The 17,956-nt window shown below is 32.6% G+C and carries 22 protein-coding genes; 10 read left to right on the forward strand and 12 right to left on the reverse strand.

What is annotated here, in order from left to right; translation table 11 throughout:
• Positions 1-24: 24 nt before the first annotated feature.
• Positions 25-1,221 carry an aminotransferase class I/II-fold pyridoxal phosphate-dependent enzyme gene (locus M9B42_05280; GenBank protein URQ64180.1) on the reverse strand — a complete coding sequence of 399 codons (1,197 nt, stop codon included), beginning with the start codon at positions 1,219-1,221 and terminating at the stop codon, positions 25-27.
• Here M9B42_05280 and M9B42_05285 point away from each other — a divergent pair, their 5' ends adjacent.
• From M9B42_05285 to M9B42_05305, 5 genes are read left to right on the forward strand one after another with little or no spacing between them, the layout of a single operon-like run.
• Positions 1,222-2,316, forward strand: coding sequence for a DNA recombination protein RmuC (locus M9B42_05285; protein ID URQ64181.1), 1,095 nt, complete (start codon positions 1,222-1,224; stop codon positions 2,314-2,316).
• Complete coding sequence (locus M9B42_05290) at positions 2,309-3,097, forward strand: sulfite exporter TauE/SafE family protein (protein ID URQ64182.1); 789 nt, start codon at positions 2,309-2,311, stop codon at positions 3,095-3,097. Before M9B42_05285 ends, M9B42_05290 begins: the two co-directional genes overlap by 8 nt.
• Complete coding sequence (gene lgt / locus M9B42_05295) at positions 3,097-3,930, forward strand: prolipoprotein diacylglyceryl transferase (protein ID URQ64183.1); 834 nt, start codon at positions 3,097-3,099, stop codon at positions 3,928-3,930. The genes M9B42_05290 and lgt overlap by 1 nt, the downstream gene beginning before the upstream one ends.
• A complete protein-coding gene (locus M9B42_05300; GenBank protein ID URQ64184.1) occupies positions 3,896-4,684 on the forward strand; it encodes a thymidylate synthase in 789 nt (262 codons plus the stop codon). Before lgt ends, M9B42_05300 begins: the two co-directional genes overlap by 35 nt.
• Positions 4,681-5,184: a dihydrofolate reductase gene (locus M9B42_05305; protein ID URQ64185.1), complete on the forward strand. Its 504-nt coding sequence runs from the start codon at positions 4,681-4,683 to the stop codon at positions 5,182-5,184. The genes M9B42_05300 and M9B42_05305 overlap by 4 nt, the downstream gene beginning before the upstream one ends.
• Here the strand turns inward: M9B42_05305 and M9B42_05310 are convergent.
• From M9B42_05310 to M9B42_05340, 7 genes are all read right to left on the reverse strand, one after another.
• Positions 5,173-6,747 carry a tetratricopeptide repeat protein gene (locus M9B42_05310; protein URQ64186.1) on the reverse strand — a complete coding sequence of 525 codons (1,575 nt, stop codon included), beginning with the start codon at positions 6,745-6,747 and terminating at the stop codon, positions 5,173-5,175. The genes M9B42_05305 and M9B42_05310 overlap by 12 nt on opposite strands.
• Entirely contained in the window at positions 6,747-7,415 is a 669-nt protein-coding gene (locus M9B42_05315) for a TonB family protein (protein ID URQ64187.1), read from the reverse strand. Before M9B42_05315 ends, M9B42_05310 begins: the two co-directional genes overlap by 1 nt.
• Positions 7,416-7,421: 6 nt before the next feature.
• Positions 7,422-7,832, reverse strand: coding sequence for a biopolymer transporter ExbD (locus tag M9B42_05320; protein ID URQ64188.1), 411 nt, complete (start codon positions 7,830-7,832; stop codon positions 7,422-7,424).
• Complete coding sequence (locus M9B42_05325) at positions 7,833-8,375, reverse strand: MotA/TolQ/ExbB proton channel family protein (protein URQ64189.1); 543 nt, start codon at positions 8,373-8,375, stop codon at positions 7,833-7,835.
• Between the two features lies 1 nt (position 8,376).
• Positions 8,377-9,753: a MotA/TolQ/ExbB proton channel family protein gene (locus M9B42_05330; GenBank protein URQ64190.1), complete on the reverse strand. Its 1,377-nt coding sequence runs from the start codon at positions 9,751-9,753 to the stop codon at positions 8,377-8,379.
• Positions 9,753-10,502: a DUF3450 domain-containing protein gene (locus tag M9B42_05335; protein URQ64191.1), complete on the reverse strand. Its 750-nt coding sequence runs from the start codon at positions 10,500-10,502 to the stop codon at positions 9,753-9,755. The genes M9B42_05330 and M9B42_05335 overlap by 1 nt, the downstream gene beginning before the upstream one ends.
• Before the next feature lie 94 nt (positions 10,503-10,596).
• The gene (locus M9B42_05340) at positions 10,597-11,493 is read right to left on the reverse strand and encodes a DUF1295 domain-containing protein (GenBank protein ID URQ64192.1); all 897 of its coding nucleotides are present in this window, start codon (positions 11,491-11,493) and stop codon (positions 10,597-10,599) included.
• 42 nt (positions 11,494-11,535) lie between these two features.
• Here M9B42_05340 and efp point away from each other — a divergent pair, with 42 nt between their 5' ends.
• From efp to M9B42_05365, 5 genes are read left to right on the forward strand one after another with little or no spacing between them, the layout of a single operon-like run.
• Positions 11,536-12,102: an elongation factor P gene (efp, locus tag M9B42_05345; protein ID URQ64193.1), complete on the forward strand. Its 567-nt coding sequence runs from the start codon at positions 11,536-11,538 to the stop codon at positions 12,100-12,102.
• Positions 12,102-13,808, forward strand: a complete 1,707-nt coding sequence (argS, locus tag M9B42_05350) for an arginine--tRNA ligase (protein ID URQ64194.1) — start codon at positions 12,102-12,104, stop codon at positions 13,806-13,808. The genes efp and argS overlap by 1 nt, the downstream gene beginning before the upstream one ends.
• Position 13,809: 1 nt before the next feature.
• Positions 13,810-14,304, forward strand: coding sequence for an SPOR domain-containing protein (locus tag M9B42_05355; protein URQ64195.1), 495 nt, complete (start codon positions 13,810-13,812; stop codon positions 14,302-14,304).
• Positions 14,291-14,929 (forward strand): YggS family pyridoxal phosphate-dependent enzyme, encoded by a 639-nt coding sequence (locus tag M9B42_05360; GenBank protein ID URQ64196.1) that lies wholly within the window; start codon positions 14,291-14,293, stop codon positions 14,927-14,929. The genes M9B42_05355 and M9B42_05360 overlap by 14 nt, the downstream gene beginning before the upstream one ends.
• The gene (locus tag M9B42_05365; GenBank protein ID URQ64197.1) at positions 14,929-15,456 is read left to right on the forward strand and encodes a YggT family protein; all 528 of its coding nucleotides are present in this window, start codon (positions 14,929-14,931) and stop codon (positions 15,454-15,456) included. Before M9B42_05360 ends, M9B42_05365 begins: the two co-directional genes overlap by 1 nt.
• On the opposite strand, the gene M9B42_05370 is transcribed toward M9B42_05365, so the two are convergent.
• The 4 genes from M9B42_05370 to rpoH are packed head-to-tail and all read right to left on the reverse strand — an operon-like array spanning position 15,448 to position 17,860.
• A complete protein-coding gene (locus tag M9B42_05370; GenBank protein URQ64198.1) occupies positions 15,448-16,065 on the reverse strand; it encodes a hypothetical protein in 618 nt (205 codons plus the stop codon). The genes M9B42_05365 and M9B42_05370 overlap by 9 nt on opposite strands.
• Positions 16,062-16,853 (reverse strand): thiazole synthase, encoded by a 792-nt coding sequence (locus M9B42_05375; protein ID URQ64199.1) that lies wholly within the window; start codon positions 16,851-16,853, stop codon positions 16,062-16,064. Before M9B42_05375 ends, M9B42_05370 begins: the two co-directional genes overlap by 4 nt.
• On the reverse strand, positions 16,813-17,019 hold the full coding sequence (gene thiS, locus M9B42_05380) for a sulfur carrier protein ThiS (GenBank protein ID URQ64200.1): 207 nt from the start codon (positions 17,017-17,019) through the stop codon (positions 16,813-16,815). The genes M9B42_05375 and thiS overlap by 41 nt, the downstream gene beginning before the upstream one ends.
• Complete coding sequence (gene rpoH, locus M9B42_05385) at positions 17,012-17,860, reverse strand: RNA polymerase sigma factor RpoH (protein URQ64201.1); 849 nt, start codon at positions 17,858-17,860, stop codon at positions 17,012-17,014. Before rpoH ends, thiS begins: the two co-directional genes overlap by 8 nt.
• Positions 17,861-17,956: the final 96 nt, after the last annotated feature.

Here is a 17,956-nt window from a genome sequence, read left to right on the forward strand (position 1 = left end):
CTTCTTAGACTGGTAGAAATAAAATTAGTTCAATTTTTTTACGACTTTTGAAAATATTTCCATACATCTCTCTAAATTTTCGAGGTTAGGAAATGTTGGAGCAATTCTAATATTGCTATTTTTAGGATCTTTTTGATAAGGAAAGCAAGAACCTATTGGCAAAAGCTTTAGACCTAACTTTGAACAGTGTTCAATTATTTGCTCAGCATTAGAGTTTGATGATTCATATGAGATAAAGTAGCCACCAGATGGCTGAATATAATCGCAGAAACCGTCTTTTTTTAGTTCATCAAGGTATTTTTCAACTAATTCAAATTTTGGCAGTATAACCTCTTTTAAACTCTCCATTTGACTTTGTAGAGAGCTTTTTTTGAAATAATTTACATGCATTCCCTGATTTAATTTATTTGGACCTGGAGTTAATGAATTTCTATATTCTATAAACTTTGAAATATTTAATTCACTACTTGCAAAAAAAGCCAGCCCTGAACCTGCAAGTGTAATCTTTGATGTCGAACCAACAATAAATAAATTATCTTTTAAATCATACTCATCTGCCAACTTCATCACAGGTGTTTGGTTTATAGTATCTCTGAAATCATGACAAGCATAAGCATTATCCCAAAGAACCATAAAATTTCTTTTTTTGTTAGCAATTAACTCAAAGATTTCTTTTACATTTTGATCAGAGTAAACATGTCCAGTAGGATTTGAGTGTCTTGGGACACAGACTATTCCACTAATATCATCGTCTTTGGAAATAAGGCCACTAATCACATTAAGATCAGGGCCATCGTCTTGAAATGGCATTGGAATCATTTCAACACCAAAATTTTCAAGAAGTTTGAAGTGTCTGTCATATCCAGGTACGGGACACAAAAACTTAGTTTTTTCTGACAATTTACTCTTAGGAAATCCAAGATGGTAAGCGCATGAAACTAACTGTTGCATTATAGTTAGAGACGAATTGTCTAGAGCTATTGTTTCGTCAAACTCTGTTGAAAGAATTTGTGCACCAAGTTTTCTTGCAGAAGGTATGCCTTCTGGATTTCCATAATTTCTAAGATCAATTCCATCCATTTCAAAGGGAATTTCAATATGCTTAAAATTCTTTTGAGTAACATTAAGCTGATCAGCAGATGGCTTTCCTCTTGTTAAATCAAAAGAAACTTTATCATCAAGCCAAGGGAGTTCAGACTTAATTTGTTCTAAAATACTCATATGGAATCTGGTTTTTTAATTGCTGCGGTAATACTTTTTGTATTTTCCACATTAGTACTTACTATTTTACTTGTACTACAGAGAAATTCTAACCTCAAACCAGAAGAGTTTTCAGAAACAATTGAAAATATTTACAAAAAAAGAGAAGAAGAATTTAAAGTCTCATCAAAAGAAAGTATTGAAAAGATTATAGACCCGCTTAGAGAACGGATGAAAGAGTATGAGACAGAAATTAGAAAAAATTCTGAGCAACAGATAAAAATTCATGCTCAAACAAAAACAACTATTGACGGGTTAATAGAACAAACAAATCAAATAACATCAGATACTACAAATCTTGCAAATGCTTTGAGAGGTGACAGCAAAACTCAAGGGGATTACGGCGAAATGACTTTAAAACTCTTATTTGATAAATCAGGGTTAGAGGAAGATTTACATTATGTTCTGCAAGAAAACTATAAGGTCAGCGATGGTGAGGGTTTAAAAGATCAAAGACCAGACGCAATAGTATACCTTCCTCATGAAAGACACTTGGTAATTGATTCAAAGTTTTCATTTCGAGCATATTATGACTATTGTTCAGTGGGCGACGAGAAAGAAAGAGATAAATTTGGCAAACTTCATTCACAAAGAGTAAAAGAGAGAATAAAAGAGTTAAGCGAGAAAAAATACAGCGATATAAAAGAATTAAAAACACCTGGAATGACTTTTTTATTCATTGGAATTGATGATGCATTAAATATAGCTCTTAAATATGATAATTCCTTACTTTCCTTTGCAACTCAGAAAAATATTGCCCTTCTAAGTCCTACTCAACTACATATGGCATTACATATGTTTGAAAATTTATGGAGGATCGACAAACAAAGTGAACAAGCATTCAAAATTTATGAAGAAGCTAGAAAGTTAGTAGAAAAATTAGCTGGATTTGTAGATTCTATGGATAGTCTTGGAAATACAATCGCATTAAGTCAGAAGAAATTTACAGACGCTAAGAATAAGCTAGTAGATGGAACAGGATCAATAAGTTCAAGAATAAATAAACTTATTTCACTCGGAGAAAAAGAAACAAAAAAAATTAAAAATGATGATTGAATTTCTTATTTATCCTCTAATAGGTATAGTTGCTGGTTTTTTAGCTGGTTTTTTTGGGGTTGGTGGAGGTTTAGTAATTGTTCCATCATTGCATTTTCTCTACTCCTCAATGGGTTACTCTGATGAAATTAGTATCCCTCTATCTTTAGGTACAGCATTAGCTTGTATTGTAATTAATTCACTTTCAGCAATAAGCGTGCATTTGAAAAATAAAACTATTTTGTGGGAAAGCTTTCTTAAAATATTCTTTGGTCTGGTTATAGGTTCTTTGTTTGGAGCATTAATTTCAACCAATGCTGACAAAGAAGTTTTTAAGAAAGTTTTTGCTTTGTTTATCTTTCTGGTATCTATGAGAATGTTTTTTAAAATTAAAGATTCTGAAAAAGATGCACAAATTAATGTTTTTATTGCTGCGCCTTACGGAGGAGCAGTTGGACTAATTTCAACAATGTTTGCTGTAGGAGGAGGAATCTTTATTGGCCCTTTTTTAAGGCTTATGGGAAAAAAAATGAAAAATGCAGTAGCAACATCTGTGGCCCTTACCCTACCAGTTGGTATTTTTGGTTCAATTTCCTATGTTCTTTTAGGTTTGGATGCTAAAGACCTTCCAGATTTTTCTTTTGGTTATGTTAATTATTTAAGTTTGTTTGCAATAGCAATCTTTAGTTCCTTTGCTTCTAGATTTGGAGCAAAAATGACTCAAAAAGTTGATGATAAAATTTTTCAGAGGCTATATGCTTTTCAACTAGTTCCTATTTTTATTTACTGGGTATTTGCTTAATGATTAATTATCCTGATATAAATCCAGTAGCAATTTCAATTCCATTTTCAGGGTTCTGGGGCAATTCAATAGATATCCATTGGTATGCTTTGGCATATGTTGTTGGAGCTTACTTAATTTATTTTCATATGCTTAGCACTAGAGAAAAGTTTGGCATTAACCTAGATAACGAAAAGGTATCAGATTTAGTTATTACTTACGGCCTTTTTTTTGGTGCTGTTATAGGCGGAAGATTGGGTCATGTGTTGTTCTATGATTTTCATCTTCAATTGCAAGATCCAATTTATTTTTTAAAAATTTGGGAAGGAGGTATGTCCTTTCATGGTGGTTTAATTGGGGTGATGGTAGCAATCTATTTTTTTGCAAAATCTAATGGATATAAATTTTTTCAAATATCAGATTGGTTATGTGTTTCAGTCCCAATAGCACTTTTTTTAGGAAGGATAGCTAACTTTATTAATGCTGAGCTTTACGGTCGTCCCACTGATATATCTTGGGGAATGATTTTCCCCTCTGATCCTGAACAACTTGTTCGTCATCCTTCTCAGATCTATGAAGCAATATTAGAGGGATTTTTATTATTTTTAATTTTAAATTTTTTTATTAAAAGTAAAAAAATTGGAAACTATTCAGCCTTCTTTTTGATTGGCTATGCAGTGGCTAGATTTATCGCAGAAATATTTAAACAACCAGATTACGTATGGGGAGGAGAATTTTTACTCTTAAGTTTCTTAACACAAGGCCAATTATTATCTATTCCTATGTTAATATTAGGACTCATAATTCTTTACAGAAATAATGAATCAATATCTAGATTTACTAAAAAAAGTTAGACAAGAGGGAAAGGAGAAAGGTGACAGAACAGGCACTGGAACCATCTCAGTTTTTGGATACCAAATGAGATATGATTTATCTCAAAACTTCCCATTACTTACAACCAAAAAAGTTCATTTTAAGTCTATGGCCTATGAACTTTTATGGTTTTTAAAGGGTGATACAAATATTAATTTTCTTAAAGATAATGGGGTTTCCATTTGGGATGAATGGGCTGATGATAATGGTGATTTAGGTCCTGTCTACGGTAAGCAGTGGAGAAAATGGGAAGGTCTGAATGGCGCTCATGATCAAATCAAACAAGTGATAGAACAAATAAAATCTAACCCTAACAGCAGAAGACATATTGTGAGTGCATGGAATGTAAGTGATATACAGAGCATGGCTTTAGCTCCATGTCATATATTATTTCAATTTTATGTTGTTGAAGGAAAGTTATCTTGCCAACTTTATCAGAGAAGTGCTGATATTTTCTTGGGAGTCCCGTTTAATATTGCATCATATGCACTGCTTACACATATGGTTGCTAAAGTATGTAATCTTGAAGTGGGAGAATTTATTCACACCCTTGGCGATGCTCATTTGTATAAGAATCATCTTGAACAAGCAGATGAACAGCTATCAAGGACCCCTCTTACGCCACCACAAATAAAAATTAAATCAAGAAATAATATTGATGATTTTGTTTATGAGGACTTTGAACTTATAAATTATGAGCATCATCCTCATATAGCTGCAAAAGTTGCAGTATGATTATTTCAATTCTCGTTGCTATGAACGAAGAGCTTCTCATAGGGGTCAATAATGATTTGCCATGGAAATTACAAGACGATCTGGAACACTTTAAAAATTATTCGCTTAATAAACCAATAATTATGGGGAGAAAGACGTTTGAATCAATCGGAAGACCATTGCCAAATAGAAAAAATATCGTTGTTTCTTCGTCAATGAACGAACAAGACGGCATTAAGATTTTTAACAATCTAAATGATGCTATAGCTTTTTCAAAAAAATATAACGAAGAAAATGATATTGATGAGATTATTTTAATTGGGGGTGCTAAAGTCTTTGCTGAAGGCCTTAAGCAAACCACAAAACTTGTTATTAGCTGGGTAGATGCAAACAGCATTAAAGGAGATGTTTACTTTCCTGAATTTAATAAACAAGAATGGAGGGAAGTTGATTCAAAAAAATTCTTTAAATCAGAAAAAAATCAGTATGATTTTGAAATAAAAGAATATTTAAGAAAGTGATTGTTTTCTTAATTCTAGATTTCTAACTCTTTCTTGTTCCGCATCAGTGTAACGCAGCCAAGCCTTAGCAGATTTCTTTACACTTTCTTTGTCACTTTCTCTTATTTGCTTAAATATCTCTCTTGCCTCATCAAATCTTTGTAGTTCAAAATATGCTTGGCCTAAAGTAAGCTGTGCAAAATCTACGTTTTTAAGATTCCCTTTTTTGATTCCTTTATTAATTGCCTCAACAGCTTTATCAATTCTATTCTGTTGATAATGTAGGTTTCCAATAGCGATAAAAGCTTCACCATCATCGGTAATTTTCGCTAACTTTTCATAAACTTCAATAGCTGCATCTCGTTCTTTTGCTGCTCTTAGTGCTTGAGCTAAGATAGTTAAATTTCTTTTGTCTTCCTCTAAAAAAGGCTTATCTTCAGGATCGTTTGCCATATCAGTTCCAGGCCTTACAAAACCAGGTCCATAAACATCTAAACAAACCATCTCTTCGATAAAATTACCCCTTCTATCTTTCTTAAATTCACCATTTTCATCTAACACCTTTCCAATAGCACAGTCCTGTTCGACTACTACAGTCCCCTCAACTGATGTTAGGCCAGTTAAAATTACTTCTGCCCCCCAATATGGATTGTCAGAGCCAATTAACATTTGAGCTAATGATTGAAATTCACCTGGTTTGTTAAGAAGCTGCTTAGTATATGCAGTTTTAAGCAAATAAACGTAATCCTCTTGTCTATCTAAGTCATTATATAGACCTGCTAAATTGATGAAATATTTCTTCTTAGGATACAGCTCTAATGCTTCCTCATAAAAAGGCACCTGCTCATATCGAAGTCCAAGATCGGTATGTGTGGCAAATAAAATATTGAACCAATTTTCTCTAAATGTAATACCAGTTTCATCAGCAAGACGTTTAGCCTCCATGATTACGTTAAATGACTTTTGAGTGTCCCCTTTTATGTAATATGCCTGAGATAAGAATACATAAGCTTGAGGAGTCGGCTCAGGAGTTGTTTTAAACCATATTTTTAAATATCTAATTCCGCCATCAACGTCTTCTTCAGATAGGGCTAACTGCGCTAACGTATAGTAAGCTGCAAGTTTAATTTGTGGAGTTGCATCTTCCTCTTTAACTAATTTTAAATAGTTACTTCTTGCAGCTGACATATTATCGTTATAAGCAAGATTTAGATAAGCTTGATAATACCAAACCATAGATCTGTCATAACTTTTCATATCAGCTAAACCTTTCTTCAAAACATCAACTTCTTGTTGTGCGATTTTTACAAATTTCGCAATATCTTTATCAAGTGCTTTAGCTTGCTCTTCTTTTTTCTCTTTTCGTAAAATAGTTTGAGCTTCTTCGTATTGTCCAGCTAAGTCTAAATTTTCAACTACTTTTGTAACCCTTCTTGCAACAGAAGTTGCTAGAACTTTTGATCTTCTAACTTGCATCTTTCTTTTTTCTTTCTCACTCGCTAATTCTGGTAAACCATCGACCTCATCAGCATAAAAATCAAAAGAAAATGCAAAAACAATTAATAAAAGTAACCTGCTAAACATTAAGCTTCATCCTCCAATTCAAAAGTAAACTTGTGAGGGACATCATCGACTGCAACTGCTCTGCCATCTCTCACTGTTGGTTTATATTTTAACTTACTTGCTGCTCTCATCGCAGCACTATTGAACATTGAACATTCTCTAAAATCACCATCACGATTGTTTGCAGATCGACATTTACCCTCAATTATATATGGGTTTTCTATGGTACCTGATTCTGTAATCGTGAAAGCTAAAATAACATATCCTTCTGTTCCTCTTTCTTGTGCTCTTCTAGGATAAACAGGCTGGACCTTAAAAAGAGGAATATATTCACCGTCTCTAAATAGTGTGCCTGAACCTGAATTGAAATTGATTTGAGGTTTAGTTGAAACAGCAGAAATTGCAAGCGGCTCAACATCCATTTGAGGAGGAGCTATATCAGGTGGTGCAACTTCCGGGTCCTCTGGTGGCTCCATTAATTCTTCAAGCAAGGTATCTATTTCTCTATCAGGCATAATTACATCAGTAATTTTTCTGCCTTTAACAATGTCTCCAGCATCACCTGTGTAAATAAGTGCGACCATAAAAAGAAATAAGAAGAATCCAACAAAAGGAGCACCCGCAATGAAAAGGTGTTTTTTTGTTAGATAAATGCCGTATTTTTCTAATTCTGCAACTAGACTAGCCATAATTTATTACTTTGGATCAGCAGCTAAAGATATATCATAGACACCCGCATCTCGAGCTCCATCCATAGCTTTAATAATGGCATCTGCACTAGCTTCTTCATCAGCTTGTATAACAACAGTGCCTTGTGGATTATCTGCCAACAATTTAATTACATTTGCTTTTACTTGCCTCACGTCAATTCTTCTACCGTCCATATATATTTCGTCATTAGAGCCAATAGCTATAAGAATTGCAGCATTCTCTTGTATTTCTGAAGTGTCTGAATCGGGCCTATTTACTTCAAGACCTGGTTCTTTAATAAAGTTTGCAGTCACGATAAAGAATATAAGCATAATGAAAACAACATCTAACATTGGTGTTAAATTAATTTCGCTTTCTTCTTCTCTAGCAGCTGCTGATATTGCGCTTCTTCTCATTTAACTTACTCCTTTCTTAATATTATGAGTTACATACTCACCCATTAGCAACTCATTTTCTTCAACCTTATTTTTTAACCATATCATTACTAAAACACCTGACAATGCAGAAACCATTCCAGCCATAGTTGGAAGTGTTGCTTTTGAGACACCTCCTGCCATTGATCTTGCATCACCACCACCAGTGAATGCCATAATTTGAAAAACCTCAATCATTCCTGTAACAGTTCCCATAAGACCAAACAAAGGACATAAAGCAATACAAACTTGTATCAACTGCATGTTTTTATTAATGGAAATCTTACCCTCAGAAATTAATCTAGTTTTGATTTGGAATTTATGCCAAGGAGATTTGAAATTCATAGCTAGATATTTCTTTTGAATTCCGTTTGCTATCTCATCATGAACAAAAAGAAAATAATAAACTCTCTCAAGAATTAAAGCCCACATAAAAGTGACAAGCAAGGCTATGTACCATAGGACCGTGCCACCTGATTCCATAAAATCACGTAGAGCTATATAAACTTCAGAGAGCCAGTACATCTTACTTTGCTTTTTCTGCAACCATGCCAGTTGCTTGCTCTTCTAATACATCAACAACTGATCTAGCTGATGACTGTAAGAAAGAGTGGGCTAAAGTTGTAGGGATTGCCACAACTAGTCCTAGTACTGTAGTTACAAGAGCTTGTGAAATACCGCCAGCCATAATCTTTGGATCACCAGTTCCGAACAAGGTAATTTGTTGGAAGGTAATAATCATACCTGTAACTGTACCTAACAGACCTGCTAATGGAGCAACAACTGAAACAATTTTTACGAAACTAATTCCCTGTTCAATTTTTGGTCGTTCCGCCATAATTTGCTCTGCTAATTTAAGCTCCAATCTATCAATAGCATCTTTCATATGCGCTTCTCCAACTTTAAGAACTCTGCCAAGAGGATTATTACCATATGAGCTTGATCCCATTTGTGCTACAACAGATCTATTTAACATAAAGAGCACATAATATTTATATATAGCAAATGCCATGGTTATAGAACCAAGACCAAGGATTATGTAACCAATTAATCCACCCTGTTGGATTCGTTCCCAGAGCGATGGATTCTGAATAAGGTTAGCTAATAATGCTCCACCTGAAGGACCACTTGGATCAACAGCGAAACTTACATATCCGCCACCAAAACTTGAGTTCGATATTCTTCCTGCTGAACCAGTATATCTACCTGCAGGTTGTCTGGCTAAAAACTGGTATTGTCCTTTTGTAGGCACATATTCTAAATATCTTTTTCCACATACTGCGTTGTATACCCCTACTCTTACAACTTCACATTCTGATTGTGAACCGTCTACATTAATAACATTTGTTTTAAATTTTGATACAGAACCAGTAGCAACCATTTCCTCTGTGATAAGAGACATTACTCTTTCAAGTTCAGAAATAGTTGGTAATTCTGTTGATTCACCCATTTTTCTTGTTAAGTTATCTAGGAAAACTTCACGCGCTTTACCAAACTCTGCTGCTGTTAAAGAAGACTCAAAAGTCACCCTTGAGTCTGTACTGATGCTTGTAATATGACCAAATAATTCATTTAAAGAACCTAAAGCTTTTAGATAAACTTCTTCAGCAACTCTTAATAACTCCTGATTCTCTTTAAAAATTTTATCTAATCTATCAGCAATTTCCTCTTGCCTAGCTAATTCTGCTAGCTCCTCATTAAGTAATACTTGCTGTCTATCTCTATTTGACAAAAATTCACTCTCTCGTTTTTGGTTTTCAGCTTTTTCTTTCGAACGACCTTCTCTAACAACTTCAAGAAGCTTATCCATATTGGTTGGCTGAACCTCTTCATCACTTTGAGCAATGCTTTGAAGTGAGATTGATGAGAAAATAAGTAATAAAATTATTCTAAAATTTTTCATTACTCACCTCCTTCGTTTGTAACTTTAACTGGTAAGAAAAGTAAATCTAAAGGTGCTGTTTTATTTGCCATTCTTATTCCATCTCTGACAGGAATTCTGTAACCACTTACCTCTTCCCACTCTGTACCATTCCATACACCTGTTTCACTCTGATCTTTGAGTTGGTACATAAGAGCTAATCTTCCAATTCTTAGAATGTTTACAACCTTTTCTTCCCCGTCTAAAACAATACTATCTTCGTATGTTTCAATTGTTCTGCCGTATTCTCTTTCTATGTTGTAGGCTTCAAGCACTTGTCTCACATTCTCTGAGGCTGTAACTTTTGGATTGTCGAAAGTTGCTAAGACTTGCGCGATTCTTTTATTTCTTTCATCCATTAAAAAAGGTACATCATCGTTTATGAAAACAAGTAAATCTTCAAGGGCTGTTTTCATAACTGGTGGCACCTGTCTCTGCATTTTTTCAACTGCTATTGTCTGCTCATCTAGAAGTACAAGTCTCTCTTCTTGAGCTTTTATTTGTCTTCTTTTTTGGGCATTATAGATTTTTAAACCCTCAACTTGTTTTACTGTTACTTTCCATTCAGCAAGAAGAGAATCTTTCTCTAATTGAAGATCATCAATTGTGTCTTGTGACTGTCCTGAGTCAGTGATTGTCTCACTATTTTCATTTAAAATTTGTTCCAGTTCCGCATTATTTGCATGTGCAAATATGGAAAGCAGAACAAGGATGTAAACGTATAATCTCATATTACTTACACTCCGTTAATTTACTTGGCTGTTAATAATAAAAATATAATCGAATAACTTCAACTTTTATAGCCAACTTATTTAATAAAGTCCTTTATTTAGGGATTTTTGGGAAAAAAATAGGCGTATTTCTTTTATACTCCTGATATTTCTCATTATTACCCCATTTTTTGTTAGCGCGAGCTTCAAGCATTCTTACGCCACTAACATAATAGATTAGCAAAAATGAGAACAAAGGAGAAATTAAAGAGCCGTACTGATAACCTGTTAAGACTGGTAAAGCCATAATAGAAATTCCAATCCATAACATTATCTCTCCGACGTAGTTAGGATGTCTTGAAAGGTTCCATAATCCTGTTGTAATAAATTTATCTTTATTTTTGGGATCAGATCTAAACTTAGTTTTTTGGTTGTCAGCGACAACTTCCACAGAAAATCCCATTACCCAAATAATTAAACCTAAAGCTCCAAGCAAACCAAAATCTGCTTTATTAAGAGTAGTGATAGCTACAAGTGCTGTAAGTGACTGAATAAATACCCAAGTTGCAGAAAGCATCCATGTCATAAATAATTGAGAGAAATTTGGAAGGATTGATCTGAACCTTTTATCCTCTCCATCTTTGAGAACTCTCCAAAATAAAAAACTACCTAATCTAAATGTCCATATCATTACACATGCGAATATTAATATTGACCTTAATTCAAGATTTGAGCTTACTGCTAGATATTTAAGATAAAGTACAGCGCTCAGTGTTAAAAGATATGTAAAGGATCCAGTTAAATCATAAAATTTTTCAGTTTGAAAAATATAAGAAGGGATGTAGAGAACAATATGAACCGCGAATGAAATGAACATTGCAATCATTACTAGCGATGTTTGGCCTTGGCCAATTGTATTCTCGTCAACTAGTGAACCGATTAAATAACAAAAAACAAAACATAAAATAGAAAAGAATATATTTCTGAAATGTCCTAAAAGTGTACTGCCCATAACTGATTACTTCTGCCTTATAATACATAATTATCATAAAGTATGAAATTTACAACGAATCAATTAAAACAAGGTCTAAAAATTTTAATTGATGGAGAGCCGTGTTCAGTAATATCTCACGAATTTCACAAACCTGGAAAGGGACAAGCAGTTGTAAGAACAAAATTATATAACCTGAGAACTGAAAAGGTTTGGGAAAGAACATTTAAATCAGGGGAAACAATAGAAAGTGCTGATATTTCTGAAAAAAGTTTTCAATTTTTATATAAAGAAGGACAAACCTATATTTTCATGAACTCAGATACTTTTGATCAAATTGAAATTGACTCCACTATTCTAGGATCTGTAAGTGATTGGCTTGATGGCGAAGAAGAATGCAAAATTTTATTTTGGAACGACTCAGTTTTAAGAGTTGAGCCTCCAACTTTTGTTTTTAAAGAAATTATTGACACTGAGCCAGGGCTAAAAGGTGATACAGTTTCTAACACTTTGAAGCCAGCAAAGATAGTGAGCGGTAAAGAGATTCAAGTTCCAATTTTCATAAATATTGGTGACACTATAAAAATTGATACAAGAGATGGAAGTTATGTATCACGTAATAATGAATAATGATTATTGAAGAACTAAATCAAAAGTTAAGAGAAGCAGTAAAAAAGTTCAGTAAAGAAAAGGGCTTAGATATCATTCCTAAAGATAAAGATATTGAGTTTGAGATAAGCGATGATATTAATAGAGCTCACTTTTCATCAAGCTCTCCATTAAAACTTGCTAAATTTTTTAAAACAAATCCGGTAGAGTTAGCAAAAGATATTAGTGAAAAAATAAATCATAAAGCTATTTCAAAATCCTCCGTGGAAGGTGCTGGTTTTATAAATATATTTATTAATAAAAATTACATATCTGATGAAGTTGAAAAAGTACTAAAGTACAACGAAGAGTGGGGAAAGAAAAAATTAAAAAAAGAGAGAGTTTTAGTGGAGTTTGTTTCCTCTAATCCGACTGGACCTCTTCATATTGGGCATGCAAGAGGGGCTGTTCTGGGAAATATAATTTCGAATTTACTTAGCAATCAAGGCTACGAAGTGACTAAAGAATATTACGTTAACGATGCTGGTCGACAAATTAATATTTTAGCTCTGAGCATAATGCTTGAAACTTTCCAAAATAACATAAATAAAGAGGGCTTGTATCAAGGTGACTACATTAAAGATTTAGCTAAGAAATTTATGGCAGTAAAATTGGTTAATGAAGTTAATAATCCTCTAGAAAAATTTTCTGATGATCCTGATGAAAGAATTGACCAGCTCATCTCACACTATAAAAATGATTCACCAGAAACCTGGAATTTAATAAGAGATTTTTCTGTTAATGAGATGATCAAATTGATAAAGGATGACCTATCAAGAATGGAAATTCTTCATGATGAGTGGTTTTATGAAAGCTCACTTGGTTCAATTGAAAAAAAAGATTCAAGTGTTGCTAAAGCATTGGATGAAATTGTTAAATCAAAAAATACTTTTGAGAAAGATGGCGCCATATGGTTTGAGGGCACAAAATATGGGGATGATAAAGACAGAGTTTTATTAAGAGCCAATAAGGAACCTACTTATTACCTTACAGATGTTGGCTATCATAAAGATAAAATTGATAGAAACTATGATCATTACATAAATATTTTTGGTGCTGATCATCACGGATATGTTGCTAGGCTAACTTCAGCATTTAATTTAATAAAAAAACCAAAACAGAATATTGAGCATATTCTTTATCAACTAGTTAATCTTTACGAGGATGGAAGAAAAAACACTATGTCTACTAGAAAGGGGAAATTTTTATCTTTAAATGATTTGTTGAATGAATTTAATTCAGATCTTATAAAATTCTTTTTTCTTGAAAAGAAATATGACCATGAAATAGATTTTGATACCAAACTTGCAAAAGAAAATAGTAAAAATAACCCCTATTTCTACACAATGTACGCATATGTAAGATGTTGTTCAATTTTAGAAAAGAAAAAACCAAATTTAGACAATAATTCAGATAAAAATGAGTTAGTAAAAAATTATGATCTAATCTCAAAAATAATAAATTTTCCAATTTATTTAGAAAAGTTTAGTTCGGAGAGATCTCCTCACTCTCTTGTTCATTTTACAAAAGAACTTGCGGCAAATTATCACTCGTTCTACGAGCAAAACTCAGTAATAACAGATAATCAGGAAGAGTCTAATGCAAGACTCCTAATTACAAAGGCAACAAGTATAGTCTTAAAAAATAGCTTTAAAATAATCGGAGTTACTCCTTTGGAGAAAATGTAAAATGGCTAGAATAGATTACAAATCCAATAAATTTCCTTTGAAACTTGCTCCAACTCTATTTGTTACTGCGGTGGCTACATTCACTATGTCTTTACTAGTAATTTTTGTTTTAGATGGAAGAAAAGATTATTTAGATTTAAGCAAATTTAAAGTCCAAGAAATAAATTATGAATTTCAAACTGTTTTGGAAAACGACTCTTTCGAAGAGATCAATTTTATAAAGGAATCATCAAATGAGATTTGTGAATTTTTTGCTCAATCTGGAAGTTTTAAAACATACGAAGCAGCTCAGAGTCAGATTGTTCAATTAGGTAAGATTGGTTATGAAGCATTTCCTGAAAAGGTAAGAAGTTCAAATGATTTTAATTACAGAGTAAGAGTGGGTCCATTCGAAAATAGATCAGCAATGAATAATGCTAGAGAGGACTTTCGAAGATTAAATATGGATTCTATGGAAATTAAATATTGTAAGAAAATATCAGATGACTCTGATTAATTACCAGAAAATTAAACAAGAACTCAATAACAGACAAGAACTAATTGCTGTCTCAAAAGGTCAAGATGTTTCAAAGATTAAAAAATTATATGACTTGGGACATCGAGACTTTGGAGAAAATTACCTACAAGAGTTAATAAAAAAAAGCACCGCATTGCCTGCAGATATTAATTGGCATTTTTTAGGGAAGATTCAAACAAATAAAATTAAAAACATAATTAAGTTTTCTAATTTGATACATTCAGTTTCGCGAGAAAAGGTCTATCAAAAAATTTTAAATACTGATGTTAAAGAAAAATGTAATTTTCTTCTTCAATTAAAACTTGGTAATGAAGATTCTAAAGATGGTCTATCTCCAGAGGAGCTTATTAATATTGTTGAAAATCATGACAATGAATCATTGTTTTGTATAAAGGGCATCATGGGAATTGCGCAGAATAATATTTCTGAAAAAGAAAAAAATAATCAATTTCAAATATGCAGAGAATTATTTTTTAAATTAAAAGAAAATTATAAAAATATTGATACACTTTCTTTAGGTATGTCTAATGACTATTCTTTAGCTATGTCCTATGGCTCAACTATGGTTAGGATTGGAACAAAGATTTTTGGAGAAAGAAAATAGTGTTGGTTCAGTTTATAAATATTTTTATATATTTAATCCTAATATTATTTCTTTCTGAATTAGCAAGAGCTGATAGTTACAACAAGATCTCTAGGGTAATAAAGATTTTGCTTTATCCTTTCCTACTTATTTTTAATATCCATTACAAAAAAATTAATATAGGGCTACTTATTCTTGCTTCGCTTCTAGCTTTTATTTTCTACTATATTTCTTTTCCAAATATTGGTTTTGCTGCTCAAGCTAACTTAGCCATTTTTAAAGTATCCATGTCGCTTTTAGGAATTCTTAAATTTGTGATAATTGCTGGTGTAATAATTAGTTGGATTTATGCTTTTGGGATTAACTTTAGTAATTCTTTTACTTCTCTTATTCAGCAACTGTATGAGGTTACAGTTTCTGTATTTAGAAATATCATTCCTCCAGCGGGAGGCTTTGATCTTAGTCCTTTAATTGCTTTTTTTGCATTTCAATTGGCAGAGAGACTGCTTTCTATTCTTTTATTTGAAATACTGCCAAACTTAACCTGATTTTTGCAAAATAAATTCTTTAATATTATTTTTTTTTATTAAAGCTTTTTTGTAAAAACTTGATTCATTGTATTTTATAGGAAATAGTTTCTTACTTAGCGAAAGTTTATTTTGTAATTTTATTTCTTCTTCTATATGGTCCTGATACTTTTGTGAATCAGTAATAATTTGTACAAGCCCATTATCAGATAATTTATTTGATAAGTAGATTAAAAATTCTTTGGTAACCAATCTTCTCTTAATATGTTTTTTTTTAGGCCACGGATCTGGGAAATGAATGCGAATAAAATCAAAACAAAATTTAACTTTCTCCAAAAGGTCTCTTACATCTCCATTAAATAAGATCATATTTTCAACATTATTTTTCTCGTAAAATTCTACGGCTCTTGAAAAGCCTTTTTTATATGGTTCAGCTCCAAAAAAGAGAAAATCGTCATTTTCAATAATATCCTTACAAAAGGAATCGCTATCCCCAAAACCAACATCAAGAACTTTTTGTTCATGAATTATTAATTTTTTCTCAGAAAAAATGCATTTTGATTTTTTATGTAAATAAAATTTATTTGTTTCAGATAGTCGCCCTGCTCTAGAGCTAAAAGTTTTTATCATTTTAAAAACTTTGTTGGAGAACTAGCAATAGAGCTTTTTGAACTTGACATTCTTCCTGCTAAAAAAGTTTTCCTTCCTGACTTCACTCCATTTTTAAATGCCGATGCCATAAGAATTGGTTCTTTAGCATATGCAATTGCACTATTCACTAAAACCGCATCATACCCTAGCTCCATGACTCTCGCTGCCTCTGATGGAACTCCTATACCTGCATCAACAATTAAAATTTGTTCAATTTTATTTCTAAGCAAAATTAGGTCTTCGAGATCATCAAACCCTCTGCCAGAGCCAATTGATGATCCAAGTGGCATAATTGCAACACAACCTAAATCTTCAAGTTTTAGACAATTATTTAAATCTCTATCGCAATAAACATAGACCTCAAAATTATCTTTGACCATCATTTCTGCAGCTTTTATTGTTTCTGGCATATTTGGATCTAAATTTTCAGAGGAGGTAATTATTTCCAGCTTTATTAAATTTGTCTTAAATAACTCCCTTGATAATTGTGCAGACCTAAGAGCTTCTTTTGCATTGAGAGTGCCAGCAGTATTAGGAAGAAGTTTCTTATTCCCAATAACCTCTAAAATATTACTTCTAGCATCCTGTTGAGAAAAACGCTTTATAGCCAGGGTGACTAATTCAGCACCAGAAGAATTAATAGCATTTGAAGCTATATCCTCTGAGGGATATTTTCCTGTTCCAACTATTAGTCTCGATGAATAAACGTGTGAACCAATTTTTAAGTTATCCACCGCCAACTGCTGAGATAATTTCGATTTTGTCATTTTCTTGAATACTATAATCAGAAAATTTTGCACTAGGAACTATTTCTCCATTTATTTCAACTGCAAAGGGTCTGTCTTTTGGAGCAAAAGTATTCAAAATAATTTCTAGATTTGTGGATTCTATTTGTTCAATTGTTCCGTTTAATTGAATTTTGATACTAGACATGCACTAAAGCTGTTTTGAGTTTCTTAAACGCAGTAGCTTCAATCTGTCTAATTCTTTCAGCGGAAACAGAGTATTTATCCGCTAGTTCATTTAAAGTAATTTTATTATCATCTAGCCATCTAGCTCTGATGATGTCTTGTGACCTTTTATCAAGCGCTGAAATATTTTTAAGTAGCGCTGTGTGATTTACTTCTTCATAATTTTTTTGTTCAGTAATATCTTCTGGGTTAAAACTATTATCTTCAAGGTATTGACTTGGTGAAAATGCTTTTTCATTGTCTTCTTCGTCAGTAGGGACATCGAAAGAAGAATCTGCTGAATTTAATCTATTTTCCATGTGCATTACTTCTTTAACTGAAACATCTAGTTCTTTTGCGATTCTTTTAGCCTCTTCGTCTGTAAGCCAGCCAGTGTTCTTTTTCTTGCTTCTAAGATTGAAGAAGAGTTTTCTTTGTGCTTTGGTAGTAGCAATTTTAACTATTCTCCAGTTTTTTAGAATAAATTCATGAATTTCAGCTTTGATCCAATGGACTGCAAAAGAAACTAGTCTAACGCCTTTATTTGGATCAAATTTTGTAACTGCTTTAAGCAATCCAACATTTCCCTCTTGAATAATATCAGCAAGAGGTAATCCATAACCAGCATAACTCTTGGCAATATGAACAACAAATCTAAGATGTGCAATGACAAGTTTGTGAGCTAGTTTTACATCTTCGGTTTCAAAAAATTCAGTGGTAAGCTCTAACTCTTCCTCCCTAGTTAGAACTGGAATTTGATAAACTTGGCTCAAATATTTATCAATATCTGAACCAGGATTTGAAAGGGCTAACGCGTAACTCATAACAAATTTCTATAATATATTATAAACCCTGCTTATCTTTTTGCAACAGGATGGACATATTAGCATTTAAATTTGTAATAAATCAAGAATTTTTAA

Source organism: SAR86 cluster bacterium, assembly GCA_023703535.1.
Taxonomy (GTDB): domain Bacteria; phylum Pseudomonadota; class Gammaproteobacteria; order Magnimaribacterales; family TMED112; genus TMED112.

Bases quoted from the DNA above. Each gene is read 5' to 3' on its own strand.
- M9B42_05300 (URQ64184.1), top strand. From the start codon at position 3,896: ATGAATCAATATCTAGATTTACTAAAAAAAGTTAGACAAGAGGGAAAG.
- thiS (URQ64200.1), bottom strand. From the start codon at position 17,019: ATGTCTAGTATCAAAATTCAATTAAACGGAACAATTGAACAAATAGAA.
- rpoH (URQ64201.1), bottom strand. From the start codon at position 17,860: ATGAGTTACGCGTTAGCCCTTTCAAATCCTGGTTCAGATATTGATAAA.
- M9B42_05335 (URQ64191.1), bottom strand. From the start codon at position 10,502: ATGAGATTATACGTTTACATCCTTGTTCTGCTTTCCATATTTGCACAT.
- lgt (URQ64183.1), top strand. From the start codon at position 3,097: ATGATTAATTATCCTGATATAAATCCAGTAGCAATTTCAATTCCATTT.
- argS (URQ64194.1), top strand. From the start codon at position 12,102: ATGATTATTGAAGAACTAAATCAAAAGTTAAGAGAAGCAGTAAAAAAG.
- M9B42_05280 (URQ64180.1), bottom strand. From the start codon at position 1,221: ATGAGTATTTTAGAACAAATTAAGTCTGAACTCCCTTGGCTTGATGAT.
- M9B42_05375 (URQ64199.1), bottom strand. From the start codon at position 16,853: ATGACAAAATCGAAATTATCTCAGCAGTTGGCGGTGGATAACTTAAAA.
- M9B42_05315 (URQ64187.1), bottom strand. From the start codon at position 7,415: ATGGCTAGTCTAGTTGCAGAATTAGAAAAATACGGCATTTATCTAACA.
- M9B42_05340 (URQ64192.1), bottom strand. From the start codon at position 11,493: ATGGGCAGTACACTTTTAGGACATTTCAGAAATATATTCTTTTCTATT.
- M9B42_05310 (URQ64186.1), bottom strand. From the start codon at position 6,747: ATGTTTAGCAGGTTACTTTTATTAATTGTTTTTGCATTTTCTTTTGAT.
- M9B42_05325 (URQ64189.1), bottom strand. From the start codon at position 8,375: ATGTACTGGCTCTCTGAAGTTTATATAGCTCTACGTGATTTTATGGAA.
- M9B42_05355 (URQ64195.1), top strand. From the start codon at position 13,810: ATGGCTAGAATAGATTACAAATCCAATAAATTTCCTTTGAAACTTGCT.
- M9B42_05290 (URQ64182.1), top strand. From the start codon at position 2,309: ATGATTGAATTTCTTATTTATCCTCTAATAGGTATAGTTGCTGGTTTT.
- M9B42_05370 (URQ64198.1), bottom strand. From the start codon at position 16,065: ATGATAAAAACTTTTAGCTCTAGAGCAGGGCGACTATCTGAAACAAAT.
- M9B42_05330 (URQ64190.1), bottom strand. From the start codon at position 9,753: ATGAAAAATTTTAGAATAATTTTATTACTTATTTTCTCATCAATCTCA.
- efp (URQ64193.1), top strand. From the start codon at position 11,536: ATGAAATTTACAACGAATCAATTAAAACAAGGTCTAAAAATTTTAATT.
- M9B42_05360 (URQ64196.1), top strand. From the start codon at position 14,291: ATGACTCTGATTAATTACCAGAAAATTAAACAAGAACTCAATAACAGA.
- M9B42_05285 (URQ64181.1), top strand. From the start codon at position 1,222: ATGGAATCTGGTTTTTTAATTGCTGCGGTAATACTTTTTGTATTTTCC.
- M9B42_05305 (URQ64185.1), top strand. From the start codon at position 4,681: ATGATTATTTCAATTCTCGTTGCTATGAACGAAGAGCTTCTCATAGGG.
- M9B42_05320 (URQ64188.1), bottom strand. From the start codon at position 7,832: ATGAGAAGAAGCGCAATATCAGCAGCTGCTAGAGAAGAAGAAAGCGAA.